Genomic DNA, 25,016 nt, shown 5'->3' on the forward strand with positions numbered 1-25,016 from the left:
GGATGCCGCATCGGTTCCGGGCGGAGTTCAGGCATCGCAGGTGCCGACCCGACTCACCAGTGGCGAATTCCGGGGATGATGGGGTTGAGTTCACGCGTCTGACGACCAAGTGCCGAAAAGCAACACGTGTGCGACAGCCGGCGGAGAACGATGCGCAACCCCATGACGGTCTCCCAATGAGCGCGCAGACCCGTCGGGCGCTGCTCTGCTGCAACGCCAAGGCCCGCAACGGCAGCCTCTCGCTGGACGAGGTGCGCGCCATCCTGCGCGCGGGGGGCATCGAGCCCGTCGACCCACCGGGCGACGGCGATGCCTGCGCCGCGATCCGCTCGATGGCGGGCGAGGTCGATCTCGTCATCCTCGGCGGGGGCGACGGCACCATGAACGCCGCCGCCGAGGCCCTGGTGGAGACCGGCCTGCCGCTGGCGATCCTGCCGCTCGGCACCGCGAACGATCTCGCCCGGTCCCTCGGCCTCCCCCTCGATCCGCTGGCCGCCGCGAAGTTCATCCCGGGGGCGCAGCCGCAGCCGGTCGATCTCGGCTGGGTCAACGGGCATTATTACTTCAACGTCGCGAGCATCGGCTTCTCGGCCGAACTCGCGGGCGAACTGACCTCGGAGGCGAAGAAGCGCTTCGGCGTGTTCGGCTACGCCGTGGCCGCCGTGCGGGTGCTGCGCCGGGTGCGGCCCTTCGGCGTCACCATCGAGCACGACGGCAAGGTGGAGAAGGTCACGACCATCCAGGTCTCCGTCGGCAACGGGCGCCATTACGGCGGCGGCATGACGGTGGAGCAGGAGGCCGCCGTCGATGACGGCAACCTCGATTTCTACAGCCTCGAAGTCGCCCATTGGTGGCGCCTCCTCGCCCTGCTGCCGGCCCTGCGCCGGGGGACGCACGGCAAGGCGGCGGACGTTCGCGCCTTCAAGACGCGGGAGATCCGCCTGACAACGCGCAAGCCCCGGCCGATCAACACGGACGGCGAGTTGACCACCCACACCCCGGCCCACTTCAAGGTGATGCCGAAGATCCTGCGGGTCTACGCGCCGCCGCCCTCCCAGCGGGGCTGACCGGCGCGTCACTTCACGCGGCACTCTGTATTGATCTACGAAGACAACCGAAAGTAGTTATTTGAATTCGGTGGGATGCATCGACAATCATTGCCTAAATCGCACACGATCATGATAGACCCGCCGCCTCAGGACTGAAAGCCCAGGGTTCAAGGCGCCGCGATGGCCAGAGCGATCGTTTACGATTTCGGCATGAACCAAGGCGATGACGTCGAGTACTATCTCGCAAAGGGTCACGACGTCGTCGCCGTCGAAGCGAATCCTGCCCTGTGTGAAGAATGCGTGGCGCGTTTCGCCGCGGAGCTGCAATCCGGGCGGCTCACCATCCTCAACGCCGTCATCACCGATGCCGACGAGGAGGAAGAGGTCGATTTCTACATCCACAAGACGAACCATGTCCTGAGCCAGTTCCCGGCTCCGCGCCCCAGCCAGAGGGACGAGTTCGACCGGGTCAGGCTGCCTAGCATCCCGGCCGCCACGATCGTGCGCCGGCACGGCGCGCCGCACTACATCAAGATCGACCTCGAGGGCTTCGATCAGAACGTCCTGAGGAACCTGTTCGCGGCCGGCATCAGGCCCGCCTTCCTCTCGGCGGAGAGCCATTCCATCGAGGTGTTCGCCCTGCTCTGTGCGAACGGCTACAAGTCTTTCAATCTCGTCGATGGATTAACCGTCAGCCAAGTCTATCGGCACACCATCATCGTCTGCGCGACGGGAAGGAAGTGGCATTCCTTCAAGTTCCACTCGGCCGGGCCCTACGGCCTCGACCTCACGTCGCCCTGGCTCGATGCGGAGGCGTTCTTCTACAAGCTGGCGGAGGCCAAGCTCGGTTGGAAGGACATTCATGCGAGCCGCGAGCCGATGCCGAGCAGGCTCACGCCGGCGCTGAACGGCGCCGTGCGGAGCTGGCACTGGGGTTGCGGGCCACCACTCGCGGAGCCTATCCCGCCGCCGCCCGCAGCGCCGTGGTCGGGGCCGGCGCATGACCGTACAGGCCCCGGTGCTTGGCATCCGGGGCGAGACGGTCGGTGAGGCCGATCACCGTCTCGGCGGCGCCCAGCAGCAGCGCGCCGCCGGGCACGAGGCTGTTGCCGAACCGCGCCAGGATCTCGGACTTGGTCGGCGCGTCGAAGTAGATGAGCACGTTGCGGCAGAAGATGACGTCGAACGTGCCGAGCCCCTCGTAGCCGTGCAGCAGGTTGAACTGGCGGAACTCGACCATCGACCGCAGCGAGGCCGCGATCTGCCACTGTTCCCCAATCTGCGTGAAGTACTTCAGCAGCCACTGCACCGGCAGGCCGCGCTGCACCTCGAACTGGCTGTAGAGCCCGAGCTTGGCCTTATCGATCACCTCGCCGGAGATGTCGGTGGCCACGATGTCCACCTGCCAGCCGGCGAGCTTGGCGCCCGCCTCCTGCAGCAGCATGGCGATGGAATAGGGCTCCTGCCCCGTCGAGGCCGCCGCGCACCAGATCCGCAGCCGCCGCCGGATGGCGTTGCGGGCCAGGGCCTCCGGCAGCACCACATCCCGGAAGAGGTCGAAGGGCAGCCGGTCGCGGAAGAAGAAGGTCTCGTTCGTGGTCATGGCCTCGACCACGGCGCGCTCGATGGCGGTGTCGTGGCCGATCTTCAGGCTGCCGATCAGGTCGCGCAGGGTGGCGTAGTTGAAGCGCCGGCAGACCGGGGCGAGCCGGCTCTCGACGAGGTACCGCTTCTCGGCGGTGAGGGCGAGCCCGGAGCGCTGCTTGAGGTAGGCGCGCAGGAACTCGAAATCGAGCTCTGTCATGCCGGTTGACCCATGATCATGGCCCGGAGCGCCGGGCCGATCTCGGGCAGGGGCAGGATGGCCTCGGCGAGGCCGGCGCGGGCGACGCTGCCCGGCATGCCCCAGACGGTGCTGGTGGCCTCGTCCTGGGCCAGCACCGGGCCGCCCGCCTCCACGAGGGCGCGGGCCCCGTTGGTGCCGTCCGAACCCATGCCGGTGAGGATCACCGAGGCGGTCGCCGCGCCGAAGATCGCCGCCGCGTCCTTGAAGAGCACGTCCACCGCCGGGCGGCAGAAATTCACCGGGGCGCCGTCGTTGAGCTTGATCACCGTGGCGCCGGCCACCGTCGCGAGGCCCATGTGGCGACCGCCGGGGGCGACGTAGATCCGGCCCGGCTCGATGCGCTCGTCCGCCTTGCCCTCGGCGGCCGGCAGGCCGACCCGCGCCGAGAGGTGCTCGGCGAACACCGCCGTGAAGACCGGCGGCATGTGCTGCACGATGAGTGTCGGCACCCGCTTCAGGGCCGCCGCGCCGATGCCGGCCAGGGCTTCGCCCACGGCGCGCGGGCCGCCGGTCGAGGAGCCGATGAGCAGGACGCGGGGGGTGGTGGTGACGCGGGCGCGGGGCCGCAGGACGACGGGGGCGGCGGGCTTGGCCGCCGCGACGGGCGTGGCCGAAACCGGCGTGGAGGTGTGCGTCGAGGGCGCGGCGGTGGTGCGCCGGCCCCGGGCGCGGGCGGCGCCGAAGACGCGGACGCGCTCGATCAGGTCGGTGCGGAACGCGTCGGAGGTGGTGACGCCCCGGTTGCTCTCCGGCTTGGCGATGTAGTCCACCGCGCCGAGGGCGAGGCATTTCAGGGAGATGTCGGCGTTGCGCGTGGTCAGCGTCGACATCATCACGACCTGCAGGGTCGGGCTCGCCGCGAGCATGCGCGGCAGCGCCTCCGTGCCGTCGAGTTCGGGCATGTCGATGTCGAGGAGCACCACGTCCGGGTCGTGGCGGGACATCATCTCCAGGGCGATCTTGCCGTTCGAGGCGGTGCCCACGAGCTGGAACCCGGCCTCGGTGATCCAGCGGGCGACGAGCCCCCGCACCACCGCCGAATCGTCGGCGATCAACACGCGCACCGGGCTGCTCGGCGTTGAGGCAGGCATGCGCGGCGCCGCCGCCGCAGGACTCGAAGCCATGACCTTGTCCTCTCCCCTCGCCGATCCGATCCCGGCTCCGGAGGCGCCGCACCTCACCCGTGATGGCGGGGAGGCGGCGGCGCCCACCCCGGGCCCGGTACAGCTTGAATATTCAAGAATAAGCGTAAGAGATTAAATAAGATTGGATGCGGCTTTCGCCGAAACACCAACCTGCTCGAGCTTCGCGGTCAAGATGTCGCGATCGAACGGCTTCATAATGTATTCGTCGGCGCCGGCGTGAAGGGCGCGGGCGATGGCGCCGACATCGTTCTCGGTGGTGCAGAAGATAACCTTCGGCTGGCGCCCCGCCTCGCTCTGCCGCAATTCCTGCAGGAAGGCGTAGCCGTCGCGGTTGGGCATGTTCCAATCGAGCAGGATCACGTCCGGCATCGATTCGGCACAGAGTTCGAGGGCGGTGTCGCCGTCCTCGGCCTCCATGACCACGTAGCCGATATCCTCGATGATGCGCCGGGCGACCTTACGGATCACGGCGGAATCGTCGACCACGAGGCAGGTCGTCTCGCGCGGGCTCATGCTGGCCACCCTTACGCCGCCTCGGCGCCACGGGCGCCGCGCGAATCCTTGGCGCCGAAATCGAGGAGCGAATCCACGTCGAGGATGACGAGGAGGCGCCCTTCCAGGCGGTGGACGCCGGTCGTCAGGTCGCGCCAGCGGGCATCGAGGTTGATCGGCACGCTCTCCCGCGTGTCGGCACCGAGCTTCAGCACCTCGCCGACCCCGTCCACGATCAGGGCGAAGGTCTCGCCGCCCTGCTCCAGGCCGATGGCCATGCCCCGGTCGTTGCCGGTGGCCTCGCCCTCGGTCCGCGCGGCGGCCGGCGCCATGCCGAGGCGGCGGCGCAGGCACAGGGCCGTCACCACCCGCCCGCGCAGGTTCAGGAGCCCGACGATCTCCGGCGGCGCCAGGGGGACGGGGGTCACGCCCGAGGGCACGAACACGTCGTGCACCCGTTCGATGGCGAGGCCGAACAGGACCCCGTCGACATGGACCGTCACGAAGTCTTCTGTCGGGCCGGTCTCGGCGCCGTTGGCGTTCGCAGCCTTCATCTCACCCACTCCGGAATACGCTACAACCGTTCCGATCAGGCCGCGCGGGCCACGCCGTTCTGCGTCTCGGCCTCTTCGGCAGAGGCACCGATCTCACCCAGGGCGGCGACGAGGCCGCTCCGGTCGAACTTCGCCACGAGGTCGGTGATGGCGAGGGTGCGGGCACGCTCCACCGCCTCCGCCCCCACCGAGCCGCTGAGGCCGACCACCGGCATCCCGGCGAGTCGCTCGCCGCCGTGGCGCATGGCGCCGACGAGGTCGAACCCGCTGCGGCCGGGCATGTCGAGATCGGTGACGACCACGGAGATGCGCTGGTCGGCCTGGAGGGTGGCCATAGCCTCGTCCGCGCTGCCGGCGGTGACGACCTGGAAACCCGCCGCCTTGAGCACCGGCGAGAGCATGTCGCGGAAGAACGCCGAGTCGTCGACGAGGAGCAGGGTCGAGGCCTGCTTCTGCGCCTTGCGCGGCCCCCGCGCCCAGTCGTCGTAGGCCATGGGCAGGAAGTGGGCGATGTTGATGATGTCGGTCGCCCGGCCCCGCAGCACCGCCGAGCCGATGAGGTCGGAGCGGTCGGCGGCGATCTCGATGTCGAGGCGCTCCTCCACGATGTCCACGATCTCGTCCACGACGAGGCCCATGGCCCGCTCGCCATCGGAGAACACGACGAGCGCCTGACGGCCCTCGGTCTTGATCGCGATGCCGTCGTCGGCCGGCACCAGCGGCATCAGGCGGCCGCGGTACTGGATGAGCGGACGCCCGCCCAGCCACTCGACCTTGTCGCCCTCGATCTCCTCGAGGCGCGTGACCAGCGACAGCGGCACGGCCTTGAAGCCGCCCCCGCCGCCCTTGAACACGAGGAGCGTGGTGGTCGCCTCGGCGGCGTCGGCCGCTTCGGCCTCGGCCTCAGCCTGGCCGGCGGTGGCCTGGGCGCCCTGCGCCACTTGGTTGGCGACGCCGTTCGGATCCACGATCAGCACCACGGCACCGTCGCCGAGGATGGTGTTGCCGGCGAAGAGCGGGATGTGGCGCAGCTTCGCCGACATCGGCTTCACCACGATCTCCTCGGTGTGGAACACCTCGTCCACGAGGATGCCGAAGCGCTGGCGGCCGACCTGGGCCACCACGACGAAGCCGGTGGCCTCGGCCGCCGCCCCCGCCCCGAGCAGGCCGGTGAGCGACACGATGGGCAGCAGCCGCTCGCGCAGGCGCAGGACCGGCGAGCCGTTGATGTACTCCACGGGCTGCGCGTTGGCGCCGACCCGCACCAGTTCGAGCACCGCCACCTGCGGCAGGGCGAAGCGCTGCTCGCCGGCCCGGACGATGAGCGCCGCCACGATGGCGAGGGTGAGCGGGATCTTGATGGTGAAGACGGTGCCCTTGCCCGCCTGGGTGGCGATGTCGATGACGCCGCCGATGGTCTCGATGTTGGTCTTCACCACGTCCATGCCCACGCCCCGGCCCGAGACCGAGGTGACGGCGGCGGCGGTGGAGAAGCCGGCGTGGAAGATGAACTTCGCGACCTGCGCGTCGGTCATGCGATCGATGTCGGCCTGGCTCGCGAGGCCGCGCTCCACCGCCTTGCGGCGGATGGCGGCGAGGTCGAGGCCCTTGCCGTCGTCGGCGATCTCGATGGTGATCGTGCCGCCCTCGTGGAAGGCCGAGAGGCGGATCGAGCCCCTTGCCGGCTTGCCGGCGGCGACGCGCTGGGCGGTGGATTCGAGGCCGTGATCCGCCGAGTTGCGGACCATGTGGGTCAGCGGGTCCTTGATGACCTCCAGGACCTGTCGGTCCAGTTCGGTCTCGGCGCCCTGCATCACCAGTTCGATCTGCTTGCCGAGTTCGGCCGACAGGTCGCGGACCACGCGGGGCAGCTTCTGCCACGCATTGCCGATGGGCTGCATGCGCGTCTTCATGACGCCTTCCTGCAGCTCGGCCGTGACGTGCGACAGCCGCTGCAGCGGCACCTTGTAGGCGGAATCCTCGTGACGGCGGGCGATCTCGAGGAGCTGGTTGCGGGTCAGCACCAGTTCCGAGACCATCGTCATCAGGTGTTCGAGGGTGTCGACGTTCACGCGGATCGTCTGCACCTTGTTGCTGTGGTTGGCTTCGCCCTCGGCGGCGGCCACGGGCGCATGCACCTCGGGCTTGCCTTCGGCCTTGGCTTCGGCCTTCGGGGCCTCGACCTTGGGTGCCTCGGCCTTCACGGGCTCGGGGGCCGGCAGCGCCGGGACGGAGCCGAAATCCATCTCGTCGGGACCCGGCGCGGCCAGGAATGCCGCCTCCAGATCGTCGAGGGTGACTTCGCCGGGCTTCAGTTCCCGCGACACGGGCTCGGGCAGGACGATCTCGGGGACGATCACCGCCGGCACGGGGGCCTCGGCGGCCGCGCCCGTGCCGTGCTCCGCCATGTATTCCAGGGCTTCGATCAGGTCCGAATCCGCGCCCGTCGGCTCGGAGCCGGTGGCTTCGAGGTCGGCCAGGATCGCCTTGAGGCGGTCCAGGGTGGCGAGGATCAGCGTCACGCTCGCGGAGGAGACCGGCATCCCGTCGCGGAAGCGGCCCATCAGCGTCTCGGCGGCGTGCGCCAGGGCTTCGAGGCGCGGCAGGCCGAGGAACCCGCAGGTGCCCTTGATGGTGTGCACCAGACGGAAGATGTTCCGCAGGATCGTCTCGTTGTTCGGATCCTGCTCGAAACGGACGAGCTCCGTGTCGACCGTATCGAGATGCTCCGCGCTCTCGGTCAGAAACTCACGCAGCAGGTCGTCCATCGCCGATACTCGTTACGTGCGAAACGTCTCGCACCGGCGATGATGACGATGGGGCGTTATCGAAGAGTTGCGCCCGATTGGTTCCACAGTGCTATTTTAAGCGCCTCAAGCGATTTCGGTGCCTGAATTCCCAGCATCGCTTTCCGGCGTCTGTTCAATCACGGTCGGTTCCGCCGTCACCGTGACCTCATCACCGTCGATGGCGAACTTCACATCCATCCGCGCCGCGCGGGCCACGAGGCCGGCATAGAAGGGCAGGATGCCATGGGCGTCGACGGTGCCGCTCTCGGGCTCGCCCGCGATCAGCTCCACGACATGTGGGGGGATGCGGGCATGGGAGCCCTTGGCCTTCAATACGAAGGTCGGCGCCTCGCCGTCGCCCGTCACCGTCACGTCGATCAGGCCGCCGCGCGGGATCGCGGAGGTCGTCACCATCACGAGGTTGAGGATCAGCTTCACCTTGTTCTTCGGGAACAGGGCCTGCGGCGCGCGCCATTCGAGCTTGGTCTTCTCGTCGGCGAACATGCCCTTGGCCACGCTCTCGGCGTCGGCGAGATCGATGGAGGCCCCGGCCGAACCCGCCGCACCGAAGGCGATCCGGGCGAATTTCAGCCGGGCGGAGGCCTGCCGGGCGCTCTTGCCGATCAGCTCCAGCGCGAATTCGCGCATCGATTCGTCCTGATCGTCCTCCAGCACCTCAAGCCCGTTCACGATCGCGCCGACCGGGCTGATCACGTCGTGGCAGACGCGCGAGCAGAGCAAGGCGGCGAGATCCAGGCCGTCGAGGGTGAGAGTAGGCATCGGGAACTCCGGGGCGAAATGGTGCGCACGGATAGACGCGCAACGCCCCTTTGCAAAGCGTTAACCGGCTGTGCGGAGACCCGATTCGAGCGCGGCAACACTTGCGGACATGACTTGCGGACAAGACTTGCGGAATCGACATCCGTTGCCGGCTGGGGCATCCCTAGGGCGGGAGGATCGCGGCCTCATGGGCAGAGCGGCGACGATGACGGAAGCCGAGGCCCGGCAGAGCGCGGACGTGCTCGCCGAGATCGCCTGCGCCGCCGGAACGGTGCTGCGGCGATGGCACCGCGCCGACTGCCCGCATGTCACGAAGGAGGACGGCTCGCCCTCCAGCGCGGCCGACCTCGAAGCCGAGGCGCTGATCCTCCAGGCCCTCACGGCCCGCTTTCCCGGAATCCCCATCGTCGCGGAGGAGAGCGCCCGCGACCTGCCGGCGGGCGACCTGTTCTTTCTGGTCGATCCCCTCGACGGCACCCGCGACTTCCTGGCCGGCACGCCTGATTACTCGGTCAACATCGCCCTGGTGGCGGAGGGGCGGCCGGTGGCGGCGGCGCTCGCCGCGCCGGGGCTCGAACGGGTTTGGCTCTCCGGCCGGGACGCCTACGAGGCGCCCATCGTCCAGGGCCGCCCCGGCACGGCGCGGCGGGTGCGGGCGCGGGGGGCGCCGGAGGCGGGCCTCCTCGCCCTCGGCAGCCGCCGCCACGGCGACCCGGACACCGCCGCCTGCCTCGCCGCCCTCCCCGTCATGGAGGTGCGCACCAGCGGCTCGGCCCTGAAGTTCGGCCTGCTCGCCTCCGGCGAGGCGGATATCTACGTCCGCTGCGGGCCGACCATGGAATGGGACACGGCGGCGGGCGACGCGATCCTCACGGCGGCGGGCGGCTGCGTCATCGTCTCCGACGGCGGGCCGATCCGCTACGGCCGCCTCGGCGACGGCTACCGCAACGGGCCCTTCGCGGCCCTGGGCGACCCGGCGCTCGCCGCCGACATCGTCCTGGCCCGGGGCTTCTCCTGCGACCGGCCGCTCAGCGCGCCGCGCCCGTGATCTCATCGGGGTCGTCGAGGAGCCGGGTCAGGCCCGGCCAGATCGCCTCGGCCTGCCGCGCCAGGGCCGGATCCGCGAGGAAGCGCTCCCGGCGCTCCTTGTCCCGGAACAGGTAGAGCCGCCCGTCGAGCACCGCGAAGGTGGCCGGGTCGGCATCCACGATCCGCCGGTCGAGGATGCCGACGGCGTCGTATCCCCCGAGGCGGGGCGCGTAGATTGTGGGGGCCTGCAGGAAGGCCGCCCGGTTGCCGTCGAGGGCGAATCGCCACACGCGGCCGTCCCATTCCGCCTCGAACCGCGCGGTGCCGGGCTGCGGCCCCTCCGGCAGGAAGTAGCTCACCGGGTCGTAGCCGTTGAGGGCGAGGGGGGCGATCCGCGTCGGCCCGGCCTGCGCACCGGAGGCGAGGATTGCCAGAAGCCCGGCGACGACGAGGCGCCGCGATCGGTCGCGGTCACGCCCCGTTAACCCCATCTTGCGAATTTGGCCCAATGCTGGTCCCACTCCCGGCCCCGGCGCGGGAGCCGTTGCCGCACATCCGGCCCGAATGCGCAAGGGGCGCCGGGCGGTGCGGCAGGCGCGACGCACGGGGCGCGGCCACGCTCATCGGCGGAGGATGCCCATGACGTCATTTGTCTCTTCCGGCCTTCCACGGCGGCAGGTCCTGCGCGCCGGGCTCGGCCTCGCGGTCGGCGGCCCGGTCTCGGCCTGGGCGGGCAACCTGCCCCCGAACGCCGACCCCGAGACCTTCCGCGCCGAGGAGCTGGTCGATTCCGGCCACCGCTTCTTCGGCACGGTCTCGCGCGGGCTCGCCCTCACCGTCGAGGAGGCCGGCCGCCGCTGGGGCCAGCCCAACGGCTACATCCTGGGCCAGGAGGGCTCCGGCGCCTTCGTCGCGGGCCTGCGCTACGGCGAGGGCACGTTCTACACCCGCAATACCGGCCAGCAGCGGGTCTACTGGCAGGGCCCCTCCCTCGGCTTCGACGTGGGCGGCGACGGGGCGCGGACGATGATGCTCGTCTACAACCTGCCCGGCACGCGCGCGCTGTTCCGCCGCTTCGGCGGCATCGACGGCTCGGCCTATTTCATCGGCGGCTTCGGCTTCACGGCGATGACCGACGGCGGCATCGTGGTGGTGCCGATCCGCAGCGGCGTCGGCGCGCGGCTCGGCGTCAATGTCGGCTATCTGAAATTCACCCATCAGGCGACCTGGAACCCGTTCTGAGGCCGGATGCACCCCCACTCCGCGCAAGACGGGCTCGGACTTGCTTGAGAGTTGCGCTAGAAGGCCAATGTGAAGCAGGGCCGGACCGGCCGGCCGGGGACGCGAGCGGTTCCTCTTGATCGAAACGGCGATGATCTTCGCGCTGGGTTTCCTGGTCGCGAGCCTGTTGGCCCTCCTCGTGCTGCCGGCGGTGAACGCGCGCGCCGCGCGCCTTGCCCGGCGCAAGGCGGAGGCCCGGCTTCCCCTCTCCCCCAGCGAGATCGCTGCGGAGCGGGATTTCCTGCGCGCCCAGTTCGCCATCCGCGAGCGGCGGCTGGAACGGGCCGTCGAGGCGGCCCGGGCCAAGCGCCACGCGGACATGGCGGCGATCGGCGCGGGCACGATGAAGGTCGCGAGCCTGAACCGCGACCTGGAGGCGCTGGAGCGCCAGCTGGCGGATGTTCGCCTCGCCAACGGCAATCTCGAAGCCACCCTCGCCCAATCCCGCGAGGACGGCACGGCGAGCCTCGCCACCCTGCGCGCCCTGGAGGAGGCCCATGCGGACCTCCTCGACAGCCTCCTCGCCGTGCGCGGCACCGACACGGCCGCCCTGGCGGCGAGCCTGGAGGCCGCCGAGCAGGCGCTGGCCGGAGGGCCCGGACGCGACGAAGCGACCGAGCGCGAGAACGCGGACCTGCGCCGCCGCATTACCGAAGTCGCCGACGCCGTGATCGGCCAAGCCCGCCTCCCGCGGGCCGGAGCCTTCGCGGTGCCCGAGCAGGAGCCGGAGCGGGTCTGAAGCCCCCCGCCCGCCTCGCAGGGCAGACGCCACGGGGCTGCAGTGCTGATTTCGCGCGGTCGCCATGTTTCGACCACGCGGAGGCATCATCGCAGCGCCACACCTTTGAAGACGAGCACACGGAAAGCGTACTCTATGCGCCTCAAGCACATCGTTCTCGCCGCGGTCGCGGCGCTCGCCCTCACGCTCCCGGCCGCCGCGCAGCAATCCAAGCGGGGCAACGAGACGCTGAAGAAGTACTGCACCGGCGATTATCTCTCCTATTGCGGCAACCTCGCCCCCGACGATCCGGCCACCGACGCCTGCATGCAGAAGAACTGGAAGCAGCTCTCCGAGAATTGCCGCCGGGCGATCGACGCCTACGAGGCCCAGGGCGGCCAGGGCGGCGCCAAGCGCGACGGCAAGCGCGGCTGAGGCCGCGCGAGCGCGCGGGCGGCATGGCTGTGGCCGATCGGCGCTCGCCCCGCGCCCGCGCAACGGCTAAGGTAGGGCTCCGGCCGGGCACGGTGCCCGCCGGGGACCGCCGGACCCGCGCGTGATGTTGCCCCGTTCCGCCCTTCAGATCCTGTTCGCCGCCGGCCTGTCGGCCCTGGCGCTCGCCGGATGCGGCCGCCGGGGCTCCCTGGAGCCACCGCCCACGGCCGCCGCCCCGGCCTCGACCGTGGCGCCCCCGAACAACGCCTCCTCGGTGAAGACCGCGCGCATCCTGCCCGGCAGCATCGGGCTCGGCGGCGGCCAGGCCGAGCCGGACGCCGAGGCGGTGCGGGCGGGGGACGAACTCCCCTCCTCCGCGGTCCCGCCCGCCGGCACCGAGGCCCCCATCCAGACCTCGAAGGGCGCCAAGCGCGGATACCGGATCCCCAAGGAGCCTTTCATTCTCGACCCGCTGCTGTAGACGGGCCCCGAACCACGCAGCGACGGCGACAGGCGCGATGCACCACTTCCACTACCGCAGCGGCCGCCTCCACGCGGAGGAGGTCGATCTCGCGCGGCTCGCGGCCGAGGTCGGCACCCCCTTCTATTGCTACAGCACCGCCACGCTGGAGCGGCATTACCGCGTCTTCGCCGACGCCTTCGCGCAGGACGGGGCGCTGGTCTGCTTCGCCATGAAGGCGAACTCGAATCAGGCCGTGCTGGCGACGCTGGGCCGCCTCGGCGCGGGCATGGACATCGTCTCCGGCGGCGAACTCGCCCGGGCGCTGGCCGCCGGCATCGATCCGCAGCGCATCGTCTTCTCCGGCGTCGGCAAGACTCGCGAGGAGATGGCGGCGGCGCTGAAGGCCGGCATCCTGTGCTTCAACGTCGAGAGCGAGCCCGAACTGGCGCAACTCTCCGAGGTCGCCGTGAGCCTCGGCGCGGTGGCGCCGGTCTCGGTGCGGGTGAACCCCGACGTCGACGCGTTGACCCACGCCAAGATCTCCACCGGCACCTACGAGAACAAGTTCGGCATCCCGATCACCCGCGCCCGCGAGGTCTATGCCCGCGCCGCCGCCCTGCCGGGCCTCGCGGTGCACGGGATCGACATGCATATCGGCAGCCAGATCACCGACCTGACGCCCTTCGCCGACGCCGCCGCCCGGCTCTGCGGCCTCGCCCGCGACCTGATGGCCGACGGGCATGCCCTGAAGCACATCGACTTCGGCGGCGGCCTCGGCATCCCCTACCGGGACGACAACGCCCCTCCCCCAGACCCGGCGGCGCTGGCCGCGACTCTGCGCCCGCATTTCGCCCCGCTCGGCCTGCGCCCGGTCTTCGAGATCGGCCGGATGATCGCGGGCAATGCCGGGATCCTCGTGACGAAGGTGCTCTACGTGAAGCGCGGCGAGGGCCGGACCTTCGTGATCGTCGACGGGGCGATGAACGACCTGATCCGCCCGACCCTCTACGACGCCTTCCACGCCCTGCGGCCCGTTACCGAGCCGACGGCCGAGGCCCCGCGCCTCGTGGCCGACGTGGTCGGCCCGGTCTGCGAGAGCGGCGATTATTTCGCCAAGGGCCGCGAGATGCCCGAGCCCGCCCCCGGCGACCTGATCGCCGTGATGAGCGCGGGAGCCTACGGGGCGGTGCAGGCGGGCACCTACAACACCCGCCCCCTGGTGCCGGAGGTGCTGGTGCGCGGGGCCGAGGCGGCCGTGGTGCGCCCGCGCCAGGAGGTCGAGGCGATCATCGCCCTCGACCGCATGCCCGCCTGGCTCGGCTGACCCGGCGGCATCGGAGCCTCGACCGGCGTGCTACCGCTCTCCGTCTTCATCATCGCCCGCAACGAGGCGGATCGGCTCGGCGCCACGATCCGCGCCGTGCGTGAACTGACCGACGACCTGATCGTGGTCGATTCGGGCTCGACGGACGGGACGCAGGCGCTCGCCGAATCCCTCGGCGCGCGGGTGATCCACCACGACTGGCCGGGCTACGGCCCGCAGAAGCGCTTTGCCGAGGAGCAGTGCCGCCACGCGTGGCTCCTGAACCTCGACGCGGACGAGGTGGTGCCGGACACGCTGGCTGGGGAGATCCGCGCCCTGTTCGCGAAGGGTGAGCCGGCCCATCCGGCCTGGCGCATCGGGATCGCGGAGATCTTCCCCGGCGAGGCGAAGCCGCACCCCTTCGCCTACACGCTCCATCCGGTGCGGCTCTACCGGAAGGACCGGGGCCGCTATTCCTCGTCGCCCGTCTTCGACCGGGTGGATCTGGAGCCCGGCGCGACGGCGGGGCGGCTCAAGGCCAAGATCCACCATTTCTCGGTGCGGTCCCTGGGGGACCAGCTCGACAAGCTGAACCGCTACAGCGACCAGCAGGCGGACGACCTGGAGGCGCGAGGAGTGGTGATCCCGAGCTGGCGGGTGTTCGTGGAGCTGCCGGGCAACTTCCTGAAGGCCTATTTCGGCCGCCGCCACTTCGCCCGCGGCACCTACGGGTTCCTGACGGCGATGAACTACGCGATCTCGCGTCACTTACGGATCGCCAAGCATTACGAGCGCCGCCGCCTCGCCACCCACCGGGATCGTCTTGACCGCTCCGGCCGGACGTCCTAGAGCCGGTCTGCCGGAGACGTGGCCGAGAGGCTGAAGGCACTCGTTTGCTAAATGAGCATACCCTTAATCGGGTATCGAGGGTTCGAATCCCTCCGTCTCCGCCACTCCCCTGATACGTGGGGACACGCGCGGCTTCGCCCGTTGCCGAAGCCCTTGACACAGCACCTTATTCTCCAGCAGAGCGGTCACGACGAGATCGCTAAGGACACGCGTTGTGCGTGGGCCATCGCTTGGGCACAGCTCGCTGGAGCCCGCTATGGCCGCGATCAACAAGCTGACCGCCAAGCAGATCGTCTCCCTGCCGGTCGGCCTCCACAGCGATGGCGGCAACCTTTATCTCTCCGTCCGGCCAGGCGGATCGCGCCAATGGGTCATGCGCTATCGCTTCGGTGGCCGACAGCGTGAACTCGGGCTGGGCGGTGCCGGCCCGCACGGTCTGTCCCTCGCCGCAGCTCGCACCTCAGCCGAAAACGTCCGTGCTCAACTTCGCCAAGGCCTCGATCCGCTCGATCAGCGAGAGGCGTCGGCTAAGGCGGTGAGGGTTCCGACATTCCGTGAAGCGATGGACGATCATATCGCTCGTCATGTCAAACGGCTCAGGGCAGCTGACGGAGAAGTACGCCTACACGGCCTACGGGACGGGAGTGGTGACGGGCTCGGGGACGGCGGCGTATCGGTTCGCCGGGCGGCGGTTGGACGAGGAGACGGGGCTGTATCACAACCGGGCGCGGGCGTACTCGCCGGTGCTGGGGCGGTTCCTACAGACCGATCCGATCGGGACCGAGGGCGGGATCAATCTCTACGCTTACGTCGGGAATGATCCGGTCAATGAAACGGATCCGAGTGGGCTGGCGTCCAGTACGGCACAAACAAACCCTGTAGTCCTTAGCGATGCTAACCCGGATCCAATCTATCCGGGGTAAAATAACGCTCAAGCTCAAATAAGTTTATGTGCACTTGGTCCTGCTGGATGCGGAGCGGGAGCGTGAACAAAGGTGACCCAAGCGATAGCTGCCAACAGCATGTGCGGGACGGAGCTGTATTATTCGATCAACAAATTTACATATTAAACCCCTAAATTGGAATTAGTTCAAGTGTACTGGCGCGCAATCCGCAGATTTTGTAAAAATCAGGTAACGATCGGTATGATCAACATGGAAATTATGACTGGCTTTATACTGCTATATTCGACGAAATTATCCGAATCACCTTTTATAGATTCGAGAATGGCCGATCGCCAAGCCTCAATCAACTGACTCAGTAGGGTTATAGATGGAATTCTGGGCCTCTGCGGAAGTTTTTCAAGCAGCTGACGCAGCTGTCGATAGAGCGCGACGCTGTGTCAGTCCCTTCCTCAATGCAGCATTCGCGGCATCAAGCCTCACGAAACTCGAATGCAAATTGCGTTATGTCCCCATCGTGATGCCAGAAGGTATGCAGGAGCGGTATCCTGCGCGTTCGAAGCTAGTTAAACAAGAGAAGCTCTACGACTGTGCGCCACAATTAAACTACGAAGTTTTTGTCGAAGGCAGCTTCAAAGATCAAATTCGCGAATATTTGCGGGGAATTGCACTTTCTGAGCCTTATTTGGCGCCCCTTGGTGCATCGCCGAAACAAATTCAGGAATTCAATTATATAATGTCGAATGCTGTCGATAGGATAATTGCCGAGCGTCCCGACGAGATTCGACATTGATTTTCACAAATCAGCAATTTTGCATATCCGTCCGTGTCGCTTGGCAGAGATATGTTAAAATTGAAGATAGCGCTAGGTATTAAGATAATAAAAAAGCAGTTAAATCGTGATTACGTTCATGTCATCAATATGTATCTTTAGACCTGATCGAATTAGTACTGCTGCCGATAAAAATTATGTGGTATTATCCTATAATTAAGACAGCCTCGGCCGGATCGCCAAGGAGATCTACCCCGCCAACTCGGCGGCCTTCGCCTATGACAACGCCGGCAACCGCTCCTTGATGACGCAAAACTGAGCCACATCCCGCCGTGATGCGGGCAGTGTCCAGTTCCCCCAGGGGCCAGGACGGCTTTGCCCTCATCCTGGTGATCTGGGGCCTTGGCATCATCGCCCTGATCGCCTCGTCGCTGACCCTCGTCGAGCGCTATCGGCTCCGGGCCGCGGCCAACTTGGTGGCCAACGGGGAAGCGGAGGCTCTCGCCGAGGCGGCGATATCCCTCGCATCCGAGTTCCAGGGACGCAGCGACCGGCGAGTGCAACTCGCCATCGGGGGAGCCCCCTCGCTCTGCACGCTGCCGCCCGGAGGGACCGCTGCGATCGCCATCGAGGACGAGGGCGGCAAGGTAGACCTCAACGCGGCCTCCCCGCCGCTGCTCCAAGCACTCCTGCGCGGCATCGGTGCCGGCGATGCCGAGGCCGACCGGATTGCGGGTGCCATCGCCGCCTTCCGGACGCGCCCGACCAGCGACATCCTCGCCGACGCCGAAGCCCGGGATGTCGCCCCTCCCTGCCTACCCTGACGGGACGATGGGGAGGAGCGCATCGACGGGCTCACCCGGCGGAAGCGCACAGGCCTGGGTGATGCCGCCGATGGGCAGGAGCACGGGTTTCGCGTTGTCCCGCGCCTGCTGATAGAACGCCGGGACAGGCCCCGTCGTCGTCGCCACCCCGGAGCGGGGGGCGGTCCGGCGCCGGGGCGTCATCCGATACAGGTTCCGCGCATTTCGGCGGGACGGCAACACGATCAGACCGATCATGACACAGAATGTCCTGCGCCTGGGCGCCTTCTTCTACGCGACGGGCCACCACATCGCCGGCTGGCGGCACCCGTCCAGCGAAGCGGATGGCGGGGTCGACCTCGGCCGCTATGTCGGCTGGGCGCAGAAGGCGGAAGCCGCCAAGTTCGATCTCATCTTCCTCGAAGACGGCACCGGCATCCGCGACACCAACCTCCGCTCCAGCGAGCGCACGGCCCGCTCCACGCATTTCGAGCCGGTGACGCTGCTGTCGGCGCTCGCCGCCGTCACCAGCCGGATCGGCCTCGTGGCCACCACCTCCACGAGCTTCAACGAGCCCTACAACGTCGCCCGCCGCTTCGCCTCCCTCGACCTGCTGAGCGGCGGCCGGGCGGGCTGGAACCTCGTCACCTCGGCGACCGACGCCGAAGCCGCCAATTTCGGCAACGACCGCATCGCGCAGCACGCCGACCGCTACGAGCGCGCCGAGGAATTCGTGGACGTGGTCCTCGGGCTCTGGAACACCTGGGACGACGACGCCGTGGTGATCGACCGCGCGAGCGGCCAGTTCTCGAAGCCGGACGGCTTCCGGCCCCTGAATCACAGGGGCACGCATTTCGAGGTGCGGGGGCCCCTCAACGTTTCGCGCTCGCCGCAGGGCCAGCCGGTGCTCGTCCAGGCCGGCTCCTCGGGGCCGGGGAAGGACCTCGCCGCCCGCACCGCCGAGATCGTCTTCACCGCCAACCAGACCCTGGCCGAGGCCGTGGAGTTCTATGGCGACCTGAAGGGGCGCATGGCCGGCTTCGGCCGCGCGCCGGATGATTTGAAGGTGATGCCGGGCCTGTTCCCGGTGGTCGGGCGCACGGAATCCGAGGCCCGCGCCAAGTTCGAGGCCCTTCAGGACCTGATCGACCCCGTGGTCGGGCTGGCGCTGCTGGAGCGCATGATCGGCGGCTTCGACCTCTCCGGCTATGACCCGGACGGGCCGGTGCCGGAATTGCCGGAATCCAACGGCGCCAAGTCGCGCCAGCAGCTGATGTTCGACCTCGCCCGCCGCGAGGGGCTGACCCTGCGCCAGCTCTACCTGCGGATCGCCGGGGCGCGCGGGCATTCGCAGATCGTGGGCACCCCCGCCCAGATCGTGGATGAGATGGAGGCGCGCTTCCGGGCGGGCGGCGCCGACGGGTTCAACATCATGCCGGCGACGCTGCCCGGCGGCCTCGACGACTTCATCGAACTCGTCCTGCCGGAGTTGCGTCGGCGCGGCCTGTTCCGGCAGGATTACGAGGGACGCACCCTGCGCGCGCATCTCGGCTCCCGCCCGGCGCCCGGCTTCGGCCGCGGCGCCGCCGGGCGCGGGTAGAACCGCGCGTCAGGGCCTCACATCCGGCCTCGGGTCCGGGACGAAGCCGTCCCGGTTCGGCATGCGGATGGCCGCAAGCGAGCGGGCGTCGAACACCGCGTCCCCCGGCGCAAGCCCGTTCAGGTGAAGGACGTAGCCCGAGACCGCATAGACGTCGTCGTCGCTGAGCGATTGCGGCGCGTTCATCGGCATCGCCCGGCGAATATAGTCGAACAGGGTCGGCGCGTAGGGCCAGAAGCTGCCGACCGTCTTGACGGGCTTGGCCGAGGCCAGCGTGCCCCGGCCGCCGGCCAGCCGCTCGCCGAGACCGCCTTCCCCCGTCGCCCCGTGGCAGGAGGCACATTGCGCCGCGAAGATCTCGCGGCCATGGGCGACGCTGCCCCGGCCCGGCGGGAGCTTCAGCCCGTCGCGGTCGATGTCGATGTTCCAGGCGGCAATCTCGGCCTCCGTCGCCGGGCGGCCGATTCCGAAGCGCTCCGCGCCCCCGGCCGCCCCGGCGAGGCCGAGTAGGAGGCAGGAGGCCGCGACGAGGCCGATCTCACGCATAGCCATTGGCGACCTCGCCATCCGCCGCGATGCGCCAGGGCACGACCGCGTTGTTGTGGTAGAAGGACTTGAGGCCCCGCACCGCCGTCAGGTCCTCGAAGGTGGGCTGCACGTAGCCGGTCTCGTCGATGGCCCGGCTCGCGATGATCGTCGGCGCGCCGTCCCAGGTCCAGGGCAGGCGGAAGCGGGTCAGCGCCCGGTTCAGCACCGGCTCCTGCAGGACGGCGTCCTGCCAGGTCTTGCCCCCGTCGGCCGTGACCTGCACCCCCCGGATCCGGCCGCGCCCGGTCCAGGCGATGCCGGTGATCTCGTGGAAGCCCGGTGCGATCCGCTGGGTGCCGGAGGGCCGGGTGATGATCGACTTCGCCTCCATCACGAAGGTGAATTGCCGGGCGGTGCCGTCCGGCATCAGGTCCGTGTACTTGGACGTCTCCTCGCGGGAATAGGCCGGCTCCGCGCTCACGTTGAGGCGGCGCAGCCACTTCACGCTCATGTTGCCCTCGAAGCCGGGCAGGAACACCCGCAGCGGGTAGCCCTGCTGCGGACGCAACCGCTCGCCGTTCTGGCTGTAGACCAGCAGCGCGTCGTCGAGACATTTCGCGATGGGGATGCTGCGGGTCATGGCGGCGGAATCCGCGCCCTCGGCCACCACCCATTGCGCCTCCGGCTTCAGCCCGGCCTCCCGCAGGATCGTCGCGAGGCGCACGCCCGTCCACTCGGCGCAGCTGACGAGCCCGACGAGATCGGAGGCGGTCTTGCCCTTGATCGCCTCGAAACCCGGATTGCCCGAGCATTCGAGGAAATGGATGTGCGATTCCGAGGGAAAGCGGCGGATGTCCTCCATGGTGAGGACCAGGGGCCGCTCCACCAGCCCGTGGATCAGCAGCCGGTGCCGGGCGGGGTCGATGTCGGGGATGCCGCCATGGTGGCGTTCGTAGAACAGGCCGTTCGGCGTGAGGATGCCGTCGAGGTCCTGCAGCGGCGTGCGGCTCGAGGCCGAAATGTATTGCTTCAGCCCCTTCGGCACGTTGCGGACGAGCCCCGCCTCGAAGCGCGAGGGCGTGCCGTAGGTCTGGCTGCCGACATCGGCGCCGGGGGCCTTCATCCCATCGGGGATGCCGGGCGGCGTCGCCTCCTGCGCGCGGGCGGAGCCGGCCACCGTGCCCACGGCCGCCGCCGCGCCCTGCACGAGGAAGCGGCGCCGGGCGGGGATCGTCGTGTCGCTGTCGCTCATGGAAGACGCCTCATGCCGAGCCGACCCTGTACTGCCGGGGCGGCGCCTCGCCGGAGATCGCGAAGGCGCCGACGCTGCGGTCCCGGTAGAGGCGCGGGTTGTGGGAGGTGATGGTGCGGGCGTTGCGCCAGTACCGGTCGAGGCCGGCGCCGACCTTCACCGCCGAGGCGCCGAGGGCATCGAACAGGCTCGTCGTCGCCGCGAGGATCAGGTCGGTGACGACGCCGACCGCTTGGTTGACCTCGACATCGGCCAGCGTCGCCTGCCGGTCCGCCTCCGGCGATCCGGCCCGGTGCGCGTCGTGGACCCGCTGGACCGCCTCGGCGGCCTTCAGCACCACGGCGCCCGCCGCGTAGGCGTTGGCCCGCACCCGGCCGACGACGGCCTGGATCTGCGGATCGTCGGCGGTGCGCCCGGCATTGCCGTGGCTGTAGACGCGGGTGCGCTCGGCGACCAACCGGGCTACGTCGTCCGCCGCCGCCCGGCCGATGCCGGCGAGCGTCGCGAGATGCACCAATTGGAAGAACGCCATGGCGTAGGGGAAGCGGGCCGGGTCCGGCTTGATGAGCGCGGGGTCGAGGGCCACGCCCGCGAAGGTCGCGGTCCCGCTCGCGGTGAGCGCCTGCCCGAACCCGTCCCAATCGTCCACGATGGTCACGCCCGGCGCGCGCACCGGCACGGCGGCCGTCACCGGCCCGCCCGCCTCGTCGTCCGCCGAGAGGTGGATGTAGTCCGCGAAGAGCGAGCCGGTGGTGTAGAACTTCCGGCCATCCACAACGAACCCGCCGTCGCGCCGCCGCACCACCGTGTCGAAGGCGCCGACCTTGGCCGGCCCGGTCTCCGAGACGCCGCTGCCGATCGTTTCCCCCGCCCCGATCCGCTTGATCCAGGCCGCGCGCCATTCCGGCGAGGCGGAGCAGAGCGCGTCCTCCGTGAAGCCGAAATGCGCCCGCAGCGCATTGGTGACGTTCGAATCCGCCGCCGACAGCTCGATCAGCAGGGCGAAGAGCTCCGGCAGGCTGGCGCCGTGGCCCCCCTCGTCGGGCGCGAGCCGCAGGGTGGTGAAGTTCGCCTCCCGCAGCCAGCCGATCTCGGCATGCGGCAGGCGGCGCTCCCGGTCCCGCTCGACGGCGGTGGCGCGGATCTCGGCGAAGACGGGGCGGAACCGCTCCGCGAGACTTTCGTAGCGCCCGCTCGGCCCCGCACCCCAGCCCGCATCCGTCCGCGACATGGCCTCGACCTTCCGATTCACGACATCGCCCCGGGGGCGGTCGCCCGAAGGAATCGGCGAGGCGTTTCCCGATCTCAATCCCGATTCTCCCTCGACCCTCGTCTTTGGGACCGATGTATCGCACAGCAACCGGCAAGTGGAATTTCGTTTTTCCACGGCGCGCCGCGCCGACAATCCATTCTCGGCCTCAGGCTTGCAACATCTCTCGGCATTCCATTGGGCCGTCGCGGGCGGGAAGGACGATCTTGTCCGCGGATCCTCCTGCGGGGGACATGATCCCCCGTGCGGGCGCCAAATCGAAAACCCGTTTCATTGATTCGCGGCCCTGCGCGCGTCTTCAATAGTGGGGCCGGCGGCGGTCAGGCCCCGGCGCCCTCCCCCGCTGTTCCCTCACGATTCGCGAGCGCCCGATGATCGACGACAGCACGGGCCGGTTCGGCCCCTCCCGCCGCACGCTCCTACGCGGGGGGCTCGGCGGGGCGGCCGCCCTGGCACTCGGCGCTCCGGCCGTGCACGCGGCGCCCCGCGAGGTGAAGCTCAGCATGCAGCGCTCGTCGGTGCTGCTCACGGTGCTCAAGGTGAAGGGTACGCTGACCGAGCGGCTGGCGCCGCTGGGCTTCACGCCGAGCTGGCATCTCTTCACCAGCGTCATCGAGCCGATGAATGCCGGGGCCGTCGATCTCCACGCCGACGTCGCCGACGCGGTGCCGATCTTCACCCAGGCTGCCAAGGCGCCCCTGACGTTCTACGCCCGCGAGCGGGGGGCGCCCTCGGCGGAGGCGATCATCGTGCCGGCGGATTCGCCCATCCGCACCGTCGCCGACCTGAAGGGCAAGACGGTGGGCGTCTCGCGGGGCTCCGGGAGCCACTACGTGCTGGCCGCCGCGCTCAAGCGCGCCGGCCTGACCTTCGCGGACATCAAGCCCGCCTACCTCCAGGCGCCGGAGGGCGCCGTGGCCTTCGAGCAGGGCAGCCTCGACGCGTGGTCGATCTGGGATCCGTTCCTGGCCTTCGCGGAGGCCAAGCGGCCGGTGCGGACCATCGCCGACGGCAACGGCCTCACGAGCTATCACCGCTACTTCCTCGCCAACGACAGCTTCGTCGCCGCGCAGCCCGAGGTCGTGGCGGTGGTCTACCGCGCCCTGATCGAAGCCGGTGCGTGGATGAAGGCGAACCCGGAGGAGGCCGTGGCGCTGCTCACCCCAATCTGGGGGGACCTGCCCCCGGCGGTCGTGGCCGCCGCCAACCGTCGCCGGACCTACGTGGTGGAGCCGGTGGAGCGCAGCCAGCTTAGCGAGCAGCAGGCCATCGCCGACGCGTTCTTCGAGGCGAAGCTCATCCCCCGCCGGATCGACGCCACCGACGTGACGATCTTTCAGCCGCCGACGGGCCGGGGCTGAGGCCGTGACGCGCCCTCCCCGCTTCGGCATCTGGGCCGCCGTCCACGGCTCCCGCGCCGCCCACCACGATCCCGACGAGCCCGACGACGCCGGCTGGGAGCGCAACCGGGCCCTCGTGCTGGAGGCCGAGGCGCTCGGCTTCGATGCGGTGCTGGTCGCCCAGCACACGATGAACCCCTACGACCCGGAGCGGGACCAGCTCGAAGCCTGGACCGGGGCGGCGGCGCTGGCCGCGCTCACGCGGCGGATCGAGATCATCGCGGCGATCAAGCCGGGGCTGTACCACCCGGTGGTGCTCGCCAAGATGGCCCTGCAGATCGAGCAGATCAGCGGCGGGCGCTTCGCCCTGAACCTCGTGAATGCCTGGAACAAGGCCGAGTTCGAGCGCGCCGGCCTGCCCTTCCCGGCCCATGACGCGCGCTACGCCTATGGCCGCGAATGGATTGGCCTCGTCGACCGGCTGATGCGCGGCGAGCGCGTCACCTTTGCCGGCGACCACTTCCGGGTGGAGGATTACCAACTCCGCCCCGCCGGGACCTTCCGGCCCCGGCCGACGATCTATCTCGGCGGCGAATCCGAGCCGGCGCGGGCGCTCGCGGCGGACCAGGCCGACGTCTGGTTCATCAACGGCCAGCCGCTCGCGGACGTCGCCGCCCTCATCGCCGACGTCGCCCGGCGCCCCGCGGCGAACGGGCCCCTGCGCTACGGCCTTTCGGCTTTCGTGATCGCGAGGGAGACCGACGCGGAGGCTGAAGCGGAGCACGCCCGGCTCCTGGCCCTCAGCGCACGCGACGCGGCTCTGCGCGCCGACACCCGCGCCCGCACCGACACGGCGAGCGTGATGTTCGCCAAGACCGATGCGGCGGCCTCCCGCCATGTCGGCACCAACGGCGGCACGGCGGCCGGGCTCGTGGGCAGCTACGCCACCGTCGCGGAGCGCATCCACGCCTTCCACGCCGCCGGCATCGAGTTGTTCATGCTGCAGTTCCAGCCCTTCGAGGCGGAGATGCGCCGCTTCGCCGAGCAGGTGCTGCCCCGGATCCGCTGACCGGCCCTCTTCGACCGGCCCTCCCGACCCACCGCGTCTCACCCGAAGGACAGCGTCTCGTCCGTCGTCCATGCGGCGAAGCCGAACAGGGTGGAGAGCGGCGCCCCGGCATCGAACCCGCTCCTCGCCTTTTCGGCCGAGGGCATCCACGCGCGGTCCTGGTACAGGTAGGGCTGATCGTCTGGCCCCCGCCCGTAGAGGGAATCGAGGTCGAACCGCGGGGTTCGGAACGCCTTCGCGGTCCAACGCGACCCGCCGCGAACGCGGCATCACGGAAGCTTGAATGATTTTCGACCAGACTCGTTCGCTTATGAGAGCCCGATGCTAGCCTTTTCTTAGCTCCGGCGACCGAATGATCGGCGCAGGTCTTCAGACGGCTTCGCCATGCCCCGGTTTCGTGCCCCTCCCGATGTCGCGAACAGGATCCGTCAGCAGACCACGTGGGGCGGCACGTCGCGTTCGGATCGCGACGGGTTTCTGTCGAGCCATAACCTCGGTGTCCAGCGGGCCGCTCCGGCCGGCTCCGGCCGACGGGAGATGTTGTTCACCGGGCTGATCGGCGTCCTGATCTTCTCGGCCGTGGTGATCGGCTGCGCGGTGGTCTGGCCGGCGTATCTCTCCTGCCGCCACGTGCAGCAGACGACAGGCCTCATCGGCGGCCAGACGTTGACGACTTGCACGGCCCAACGCGCGCTCTGGCGCATCGGCCTCTCGTTCTAATCACGGTTTTCGCTGCGCCGACGACGA

At 69.3% G+C, this 25,016-nt stretch carries 27 protein-coding genes, 1 tRNA gene and 1 pseudogene; 18 read left to right on the top strand and 11 right to left on the bottom strand.

Annotation, left to right across the window (positions count from 1 at the left end; all coding sequences use genetic code 11):
• Positions 1 to 176: 176 nt before the first annotated feature.
• Both ACXJ1Y_RS15170 and ACXJ1Y_RS15175 read left to right on the top strand, forming a co-directional pair.
• Positions 177 to 1,067 (top strand): lipid kinase, encoded by an 891-nt coding sequence (locus ACXJ1Y_RS15170; protein WP_463847023.1) that lies wholly within the window; start codon positions 177 to 179, stop codon positions 1,065 to 1,067.
• A gap of 162 nt (positions 1,068 to 1,229) precedes the next feature.
• Positions 1,230 to 2,099 (top strand): FkbM family methyltransferase, encoded by an 870-nt coding sequence (locus tag ACXJ1Y_RS15175; RefSeq protein WP_463847024.1) that lies wholly within the window; start codon positions 1,230 to 1,232, stop codon positions 2,097 to 2,099.
• Here the strand turns inward: ACXJ1Y_RS15175 and ACXJ1Y_RS15180 are convergent.
• The 6 genes from ACXJ1Y_RS15180 to chpT form a co-directional block, all read right to left on the bottom strand.
• Positions 2,008 to 2,853, bottom strand: coding sequence for a CheR family methyltransferase (locus ACXJ1Y_RS15180; RefSeq protein WP_463847025.1), 846 nt, complete (start codon positions 2,851 to 2,853; stop codon positions 2,008 to 2,010). The genes ACXJ1Y_RS15175 and ACXJ1Y_RS15180 overlap by 92 nt on opposite strands.
• Complete coding sequence (gene cheB / locus ACXJ1Y_RS15185; RefSeq protein WP_463847026.1) at positions 2,850 to 4,019, bottom strand: chemotaxis-specific protein-glutamate methyltransferase CheB; 1,170 nt, start codon at positions 4,017 to 4,019, stop codon at positions 2,850 to 2,852. The genes ACXJ1Y_RS15180 and cheB overlap by 4 nt, the downstream gene beginning before the upstream one ends.
• 132 nt (positions 4,020 to 4,151) lie before the next feature.
• Positions 4,152 to 4,553, bottom strand: coding sequence for a response regulator (locus ACXJ1Y_RS15190; RefSeq protein ID WP_463847027.1), 402 nt, complete (start codon positions 4,551 to 4,553; stop codon positions 4,152 to 4,154).
• Positions 4,554 to 4,564: 11 nt separating this feature from the next.
• The gene (locus ACXJ1Y_RS15195) at positions 4,565 to 5,086 is read right to left on the bottom strand and encodes a chemotaxis protein CheW (RefSeq protein ID WP_463847028.1); all 522 of its coding nucleotides are present in this window, start codon (positions 5,084 to 5,086) and stop codon (positions 4,565 to 4,567) included.
• A 35-nt stretch (positions 5,087 to 5,121) separates the two neighbouring features.
• Positions 5,122 to 7,854 carry a hybrid sensor histidine kinase/response regulator gene (locus tag ACXJ1Y_RS15200; protein WP_463847029.1) on the bottom strand — a complete coding sequence of 911 codons (2,733 nt, stop codon included), beginning with the start codon at positions 7,852 to 7,854 and terminating at the stop codon, positions 5,122 to 5,124.
• A gap of 105 nt (positions 7,855 to 7,959) precedes the next feature.
• On the bottom strand, positions 7,960 to 8,655 hold the full coding sequence (gene chpT, locus ACXJ1Y_RS15205) for a histidine phosphotransferase ChpT (RefSeq protein WP_463847030.1): 696 nt from the start codon (positions 8,653 to 8,655) through the stop codon (positions 7,960 to 7,962).
• 205 nt (positions 8,656 to 8,860) lie between these two features.
• On the opposite strand from chpT, the gene ACXJ1Y_RS15210 reads away from it, so the two are divergent.
• Positions 8,861 to 9,703 (top strand): 3'(2'),5'-bisphosphate nucleotidase CysQ family protein, encoded by an 843-nt coding sequence (locus tag ACXJ1Y_RS15210; protein ID WP_463847031.1) that lies wholly within the window; start codon positions 8,861 to 8,863, stop codon positions 9,701 to 9,703.
• Here the strand turns inward: ACXJ1Y_RS15210 and ACXJ1Y_RS15215 are convergent.
• On the bottom strand, positions 9,684 to 10,175 hold the full coding sequence (locus ACXJ1Y_RS15215; protein WP_463847032.1) for a YHS domain-containing (seleno)protein: 492 nt from the start codon (positions 10,173 to 10,175) through the stop codon (positions 9,684 to 9,686). The two genes, ACXJ1Y_RS15210 and ACXJ1Y_RS15215, sit on opposite strands and share 20 nt — an antisense overlap.
• 148 nt (positions 10,176 to 10,323) lie before the next feature.
• Here ACXJ1Y_RS15215 and ACXJ1Y_RS15220 point away from each other — a divergent pair, with 148 nt between their 5' ends.
• From ACXJ1Y_RS15220 to ACXJ1Y_RS15270, 11 genes and pseudogenes are all read left to right on the top strand, one after another.
• Positions 10,324 to 10,926, top strand: coding sequence for a DUF1134 domain-containing protein (locus tag ACXJ1Y_RS15220; RefSeq protein ID WP_463847033.1), 603 nt, complete (start codon positions 10,324 to 10,326; stop codon positions 10,924 to 10,926).
• A 115-nt stretch (positions 10,927 to 11,041) separates the two neighbouring features.
• Entirely contained in the window at positions 11,042 to 11,704 is a 663-nt protein-coding gene (locus ACXJ1Y_RS15225; protein ID WP_463847034.1) for a hypothetical protein, read from the top strand.
• A gap of 135 nt (positions 11,705 to 11,839) precedes the next feature.
• Positions 11,840 to 12,118: a 3',5'-cyclic-nucleotide phosphodiesterase gene (locus ACXJ1Y_RS15230; RefSeq protein WP_463847035.1), complete on the top strand. Its 279-nt coding sequence runs from the start codon at positions 11,840 to 11,842 to the stop codon at positions 12,116 to 12,118.
• Positions 12,119 to 12,242: 124 nt separating this feature from the next.
• Complete coding sequence (lptM, locus tag ACXJ1Y_RS15235; RefSeq protein ID WP_463847036.1) at positions 12,243 to 12,599, top strand: LPS translocon maturation chaperone LptM; 357 nt, start codon at positions 12,243 to 12,245, stop codon at positions 12,597 to 12,599.
• A gap of 37 nt (positions 12,600 to 12,636) precedes the next feature.
• On the top strand, positions 12,637 to 13,905 hold the full coding sequence (gene lysA / locus ACXJ1Y_RS15240) for a diaminopimelate decarboxylase (RefSeq protein ID WP_463847037.1): 1,269 nt from the start codon (positions 12,637 to 12,639) through the stop codon (positions 13,903 to 13,905).
• A 27-nt stretch (positions 13,906 to 13,932) separates the two neighbouring features.
• Entirely contained in the window at positions 13,933 to 14,733 is an 801-nt protein-coding gene (locus ACXJ1Y_RS15245; protein ID WP_463847038.1) for a glycosyltransferase family 2 protein, read from the top strand.
• Positions 14,734 to 14,745: 12 nt separating this feature from the next.
• Positions 14,746 to 14,837, top strand: a tRNA-Ser gene (locus ACXJ1Y_RS15250).
• 152 nt (positions 14,838 to 14,989) lie between these two features.
• Positions 14,990 to 15,244: pseudogene (locus ACXJ1Y_RS15255) on the top strand (Arm DNA-binding domain-containing protein); the annotation flags it as partial.
• 73 nt (positions 15,245 to 15,317) lie between these two features.
• The gene (locus ACXJ1Y_RS15260) at positions 15,318 to 15,656 is read left to right on the top strand and encodes an RHS repeat-associated core domain-containing protein (protein WP_463850128.1); all 339 of its coding nucleotides are present in this window, start codon (positions 15,318 to 15,320) and stop codon (positions 15,654 to 15,656) included.
• A 349-nt stretch (positions 15,657 to 16,005) separates the two neighbouring features.
• Positions 16,006 to 16,428, top strand: a complete 423-nt coding sequence (locus ACXJ1Y_RS15265) for a hypothetical protein (protein WP_463847039.1) — start codon at positions 16,006 to 16,008, stop codon at positions 16,426 to 16,428.
• A 323-nt stretch (positions 16,429 to 16,751) separates the two neighbouring features.
• The gene (locus ACXJ1Y_RS15270; RefSeq protein ID WP_463847040.1) at positions 16,752 to 17,231 is read left to right on the top strand and encodes a hypothetical protein; all 480 of its coding nucleotides are present in this window, start codon (positions 16,752 to 16,754) and stop codon (positions 17,229 to 17,231) included.
• Here the strand turns inward: ACXJ1Y_RS15270 and ACXJ1Y_RS15275 are convergent.
• Positions 17,223 to 17,468, bottom strand: coding sequence for a hypothetical protein (locus ACXJ1Y_RS15275; protein WP_463847041.1), 246 nt, complete (start codon positions 17,466 to 17,468; stop codon positions 17,223 to 17,225). The genes ACXJ1Y_RS15270 and ACXJ1Y_RS15275 overlap by 9 nt on opposite strands.
• On the opposite strand from ACXJ1Y_RS15275, the gene ACXJ1Y_RS15280 reads away from it, so the two are divergent.
• A complete protein-coding gene (locus ACXJ1Y_RS15280; protein WP_463847042.1) occupies positions 17,467 to 18,810 on the top strand; it encodes an LLM class flavin-dependent oxidoreductase in 1,344 nt (447 codons plus the stop codon). The genes ACXJ1Y_RS15275 and ACXJ1Y_RS15280 overlap by 2 nt on opposite strands.
• A 9-nt stretch (positions 18,811 to 18,819) precedes the next feature.
• Here the strand turns inward: ACXJ1Y_RS15280 and ACXJ1Y_RS15285 are convergent, their stop codons facing one another.
• Genes ACXJ1Y_RS15285 through ACXJ1Y_RS15295 form a run of 3 tightly spaced genes read right to left on the bottom strand, consistent with a single transcriptional unit; the run spans position 18,820 to position 21,821 of the window.
• Positions 18,820 to 19,362: a c-type cytochrome gene (locus ACXJ1Y_RS15285; protein WP_463847043.1), complete on the bottom strand. Its 543-nt coding sequence runs from the start codon at positions 19,360 to 19,362 to the stop codon at positions 18,820 to 18,822.
• The gene (gene soxC / locus ACXJ1Y_RS15290; protein WP_463847044.1) at positions 19,349 to 20,590 is read right to left on the bottom strand and encodes a sulfite dehydrogenase; all 1,242 of its coding nucleotides are present in this window, start codon (positions 20,588 to 20,590) and stop codon (positions 19,349 to 19,351) included. Before soxC ends, ACXJ1Y_RS15285 begins: the two co-directional genes overlap by 14 nt.
• 10 nt (positions 20,591 to 20,600) lie before the next feature.
• Positions 20,601 to 21,821, bottom strand: a complete 1,221-nt coding sequence (locus ACXJ1Y_RS15295) for an acyl-CoA dehydrogenase family protein (protein ID WP_463850129.1) — start codon at positions 21,819 to 21,821, stop codon at positions 20,601 to 20,603.
• A 410-nt stretch (positions 21,822 to 22,231) separates the two neighbouring features.
• On the opposite strand from ACXJ1Y_RS15295, the gene ACXJ1Y_RS15300 reads away from it, so the two are divergent.
• The 3 genes from ACXJ1Y_RS15300 to ACXJ1Y_RS15310 all read left to right on the top strand — a co-directional run bounded on the left by ACXJ1Y_RS15300 (position 22,232) and on the right by ACXJ1Y_RS15310 (position 24,989).
• A complete protein-coding gene (locus ACXJ1Y_RS15300) occupies positions 22,232 to 23,221 on the top strand; it encodes an ABC transporter substrate-binding protein (RefSeq protein WP_463847045.1) in 990 nt (329 codons plus the stop codon).
• A 4-nt stretch (positions 23,222 to 23,225) separates the two neighbouring features.
• Positions 23,226 to 24,269 carry an LLM class flavin-dependent oxidoreductase gene (locus ACXJ1Y_RS15305; protein WP_463847046.1) on the top strand — a complete coding sequence of 348 codons (1,044 nt, stop codon included), beginning with the start codon at positions 23,226 to 23,228 and terminating at the stop codon, positions 24,267 to 24,269.
• 384 nt (positions 24,270 to 24,653) lie between these two features.
• The gene (locus ACXJ1Y_RS15310; RefSeq protein ID WP_463847047.1) at positions 24,654 to 24,989 is read left to right on the top strand and encodes a hypothetical protein; all 336 of its coding nucleotides are present in this window, start codon (positions 24,654 to 24,656) and stop codon (positions 24,987 to 24,989) included.
• Positions 24,990 to 25,016: the final 27 nt, after the last annotated feature.

Source organism: Methylobacterium sp. TK26 (assembly GCF_055361565.1).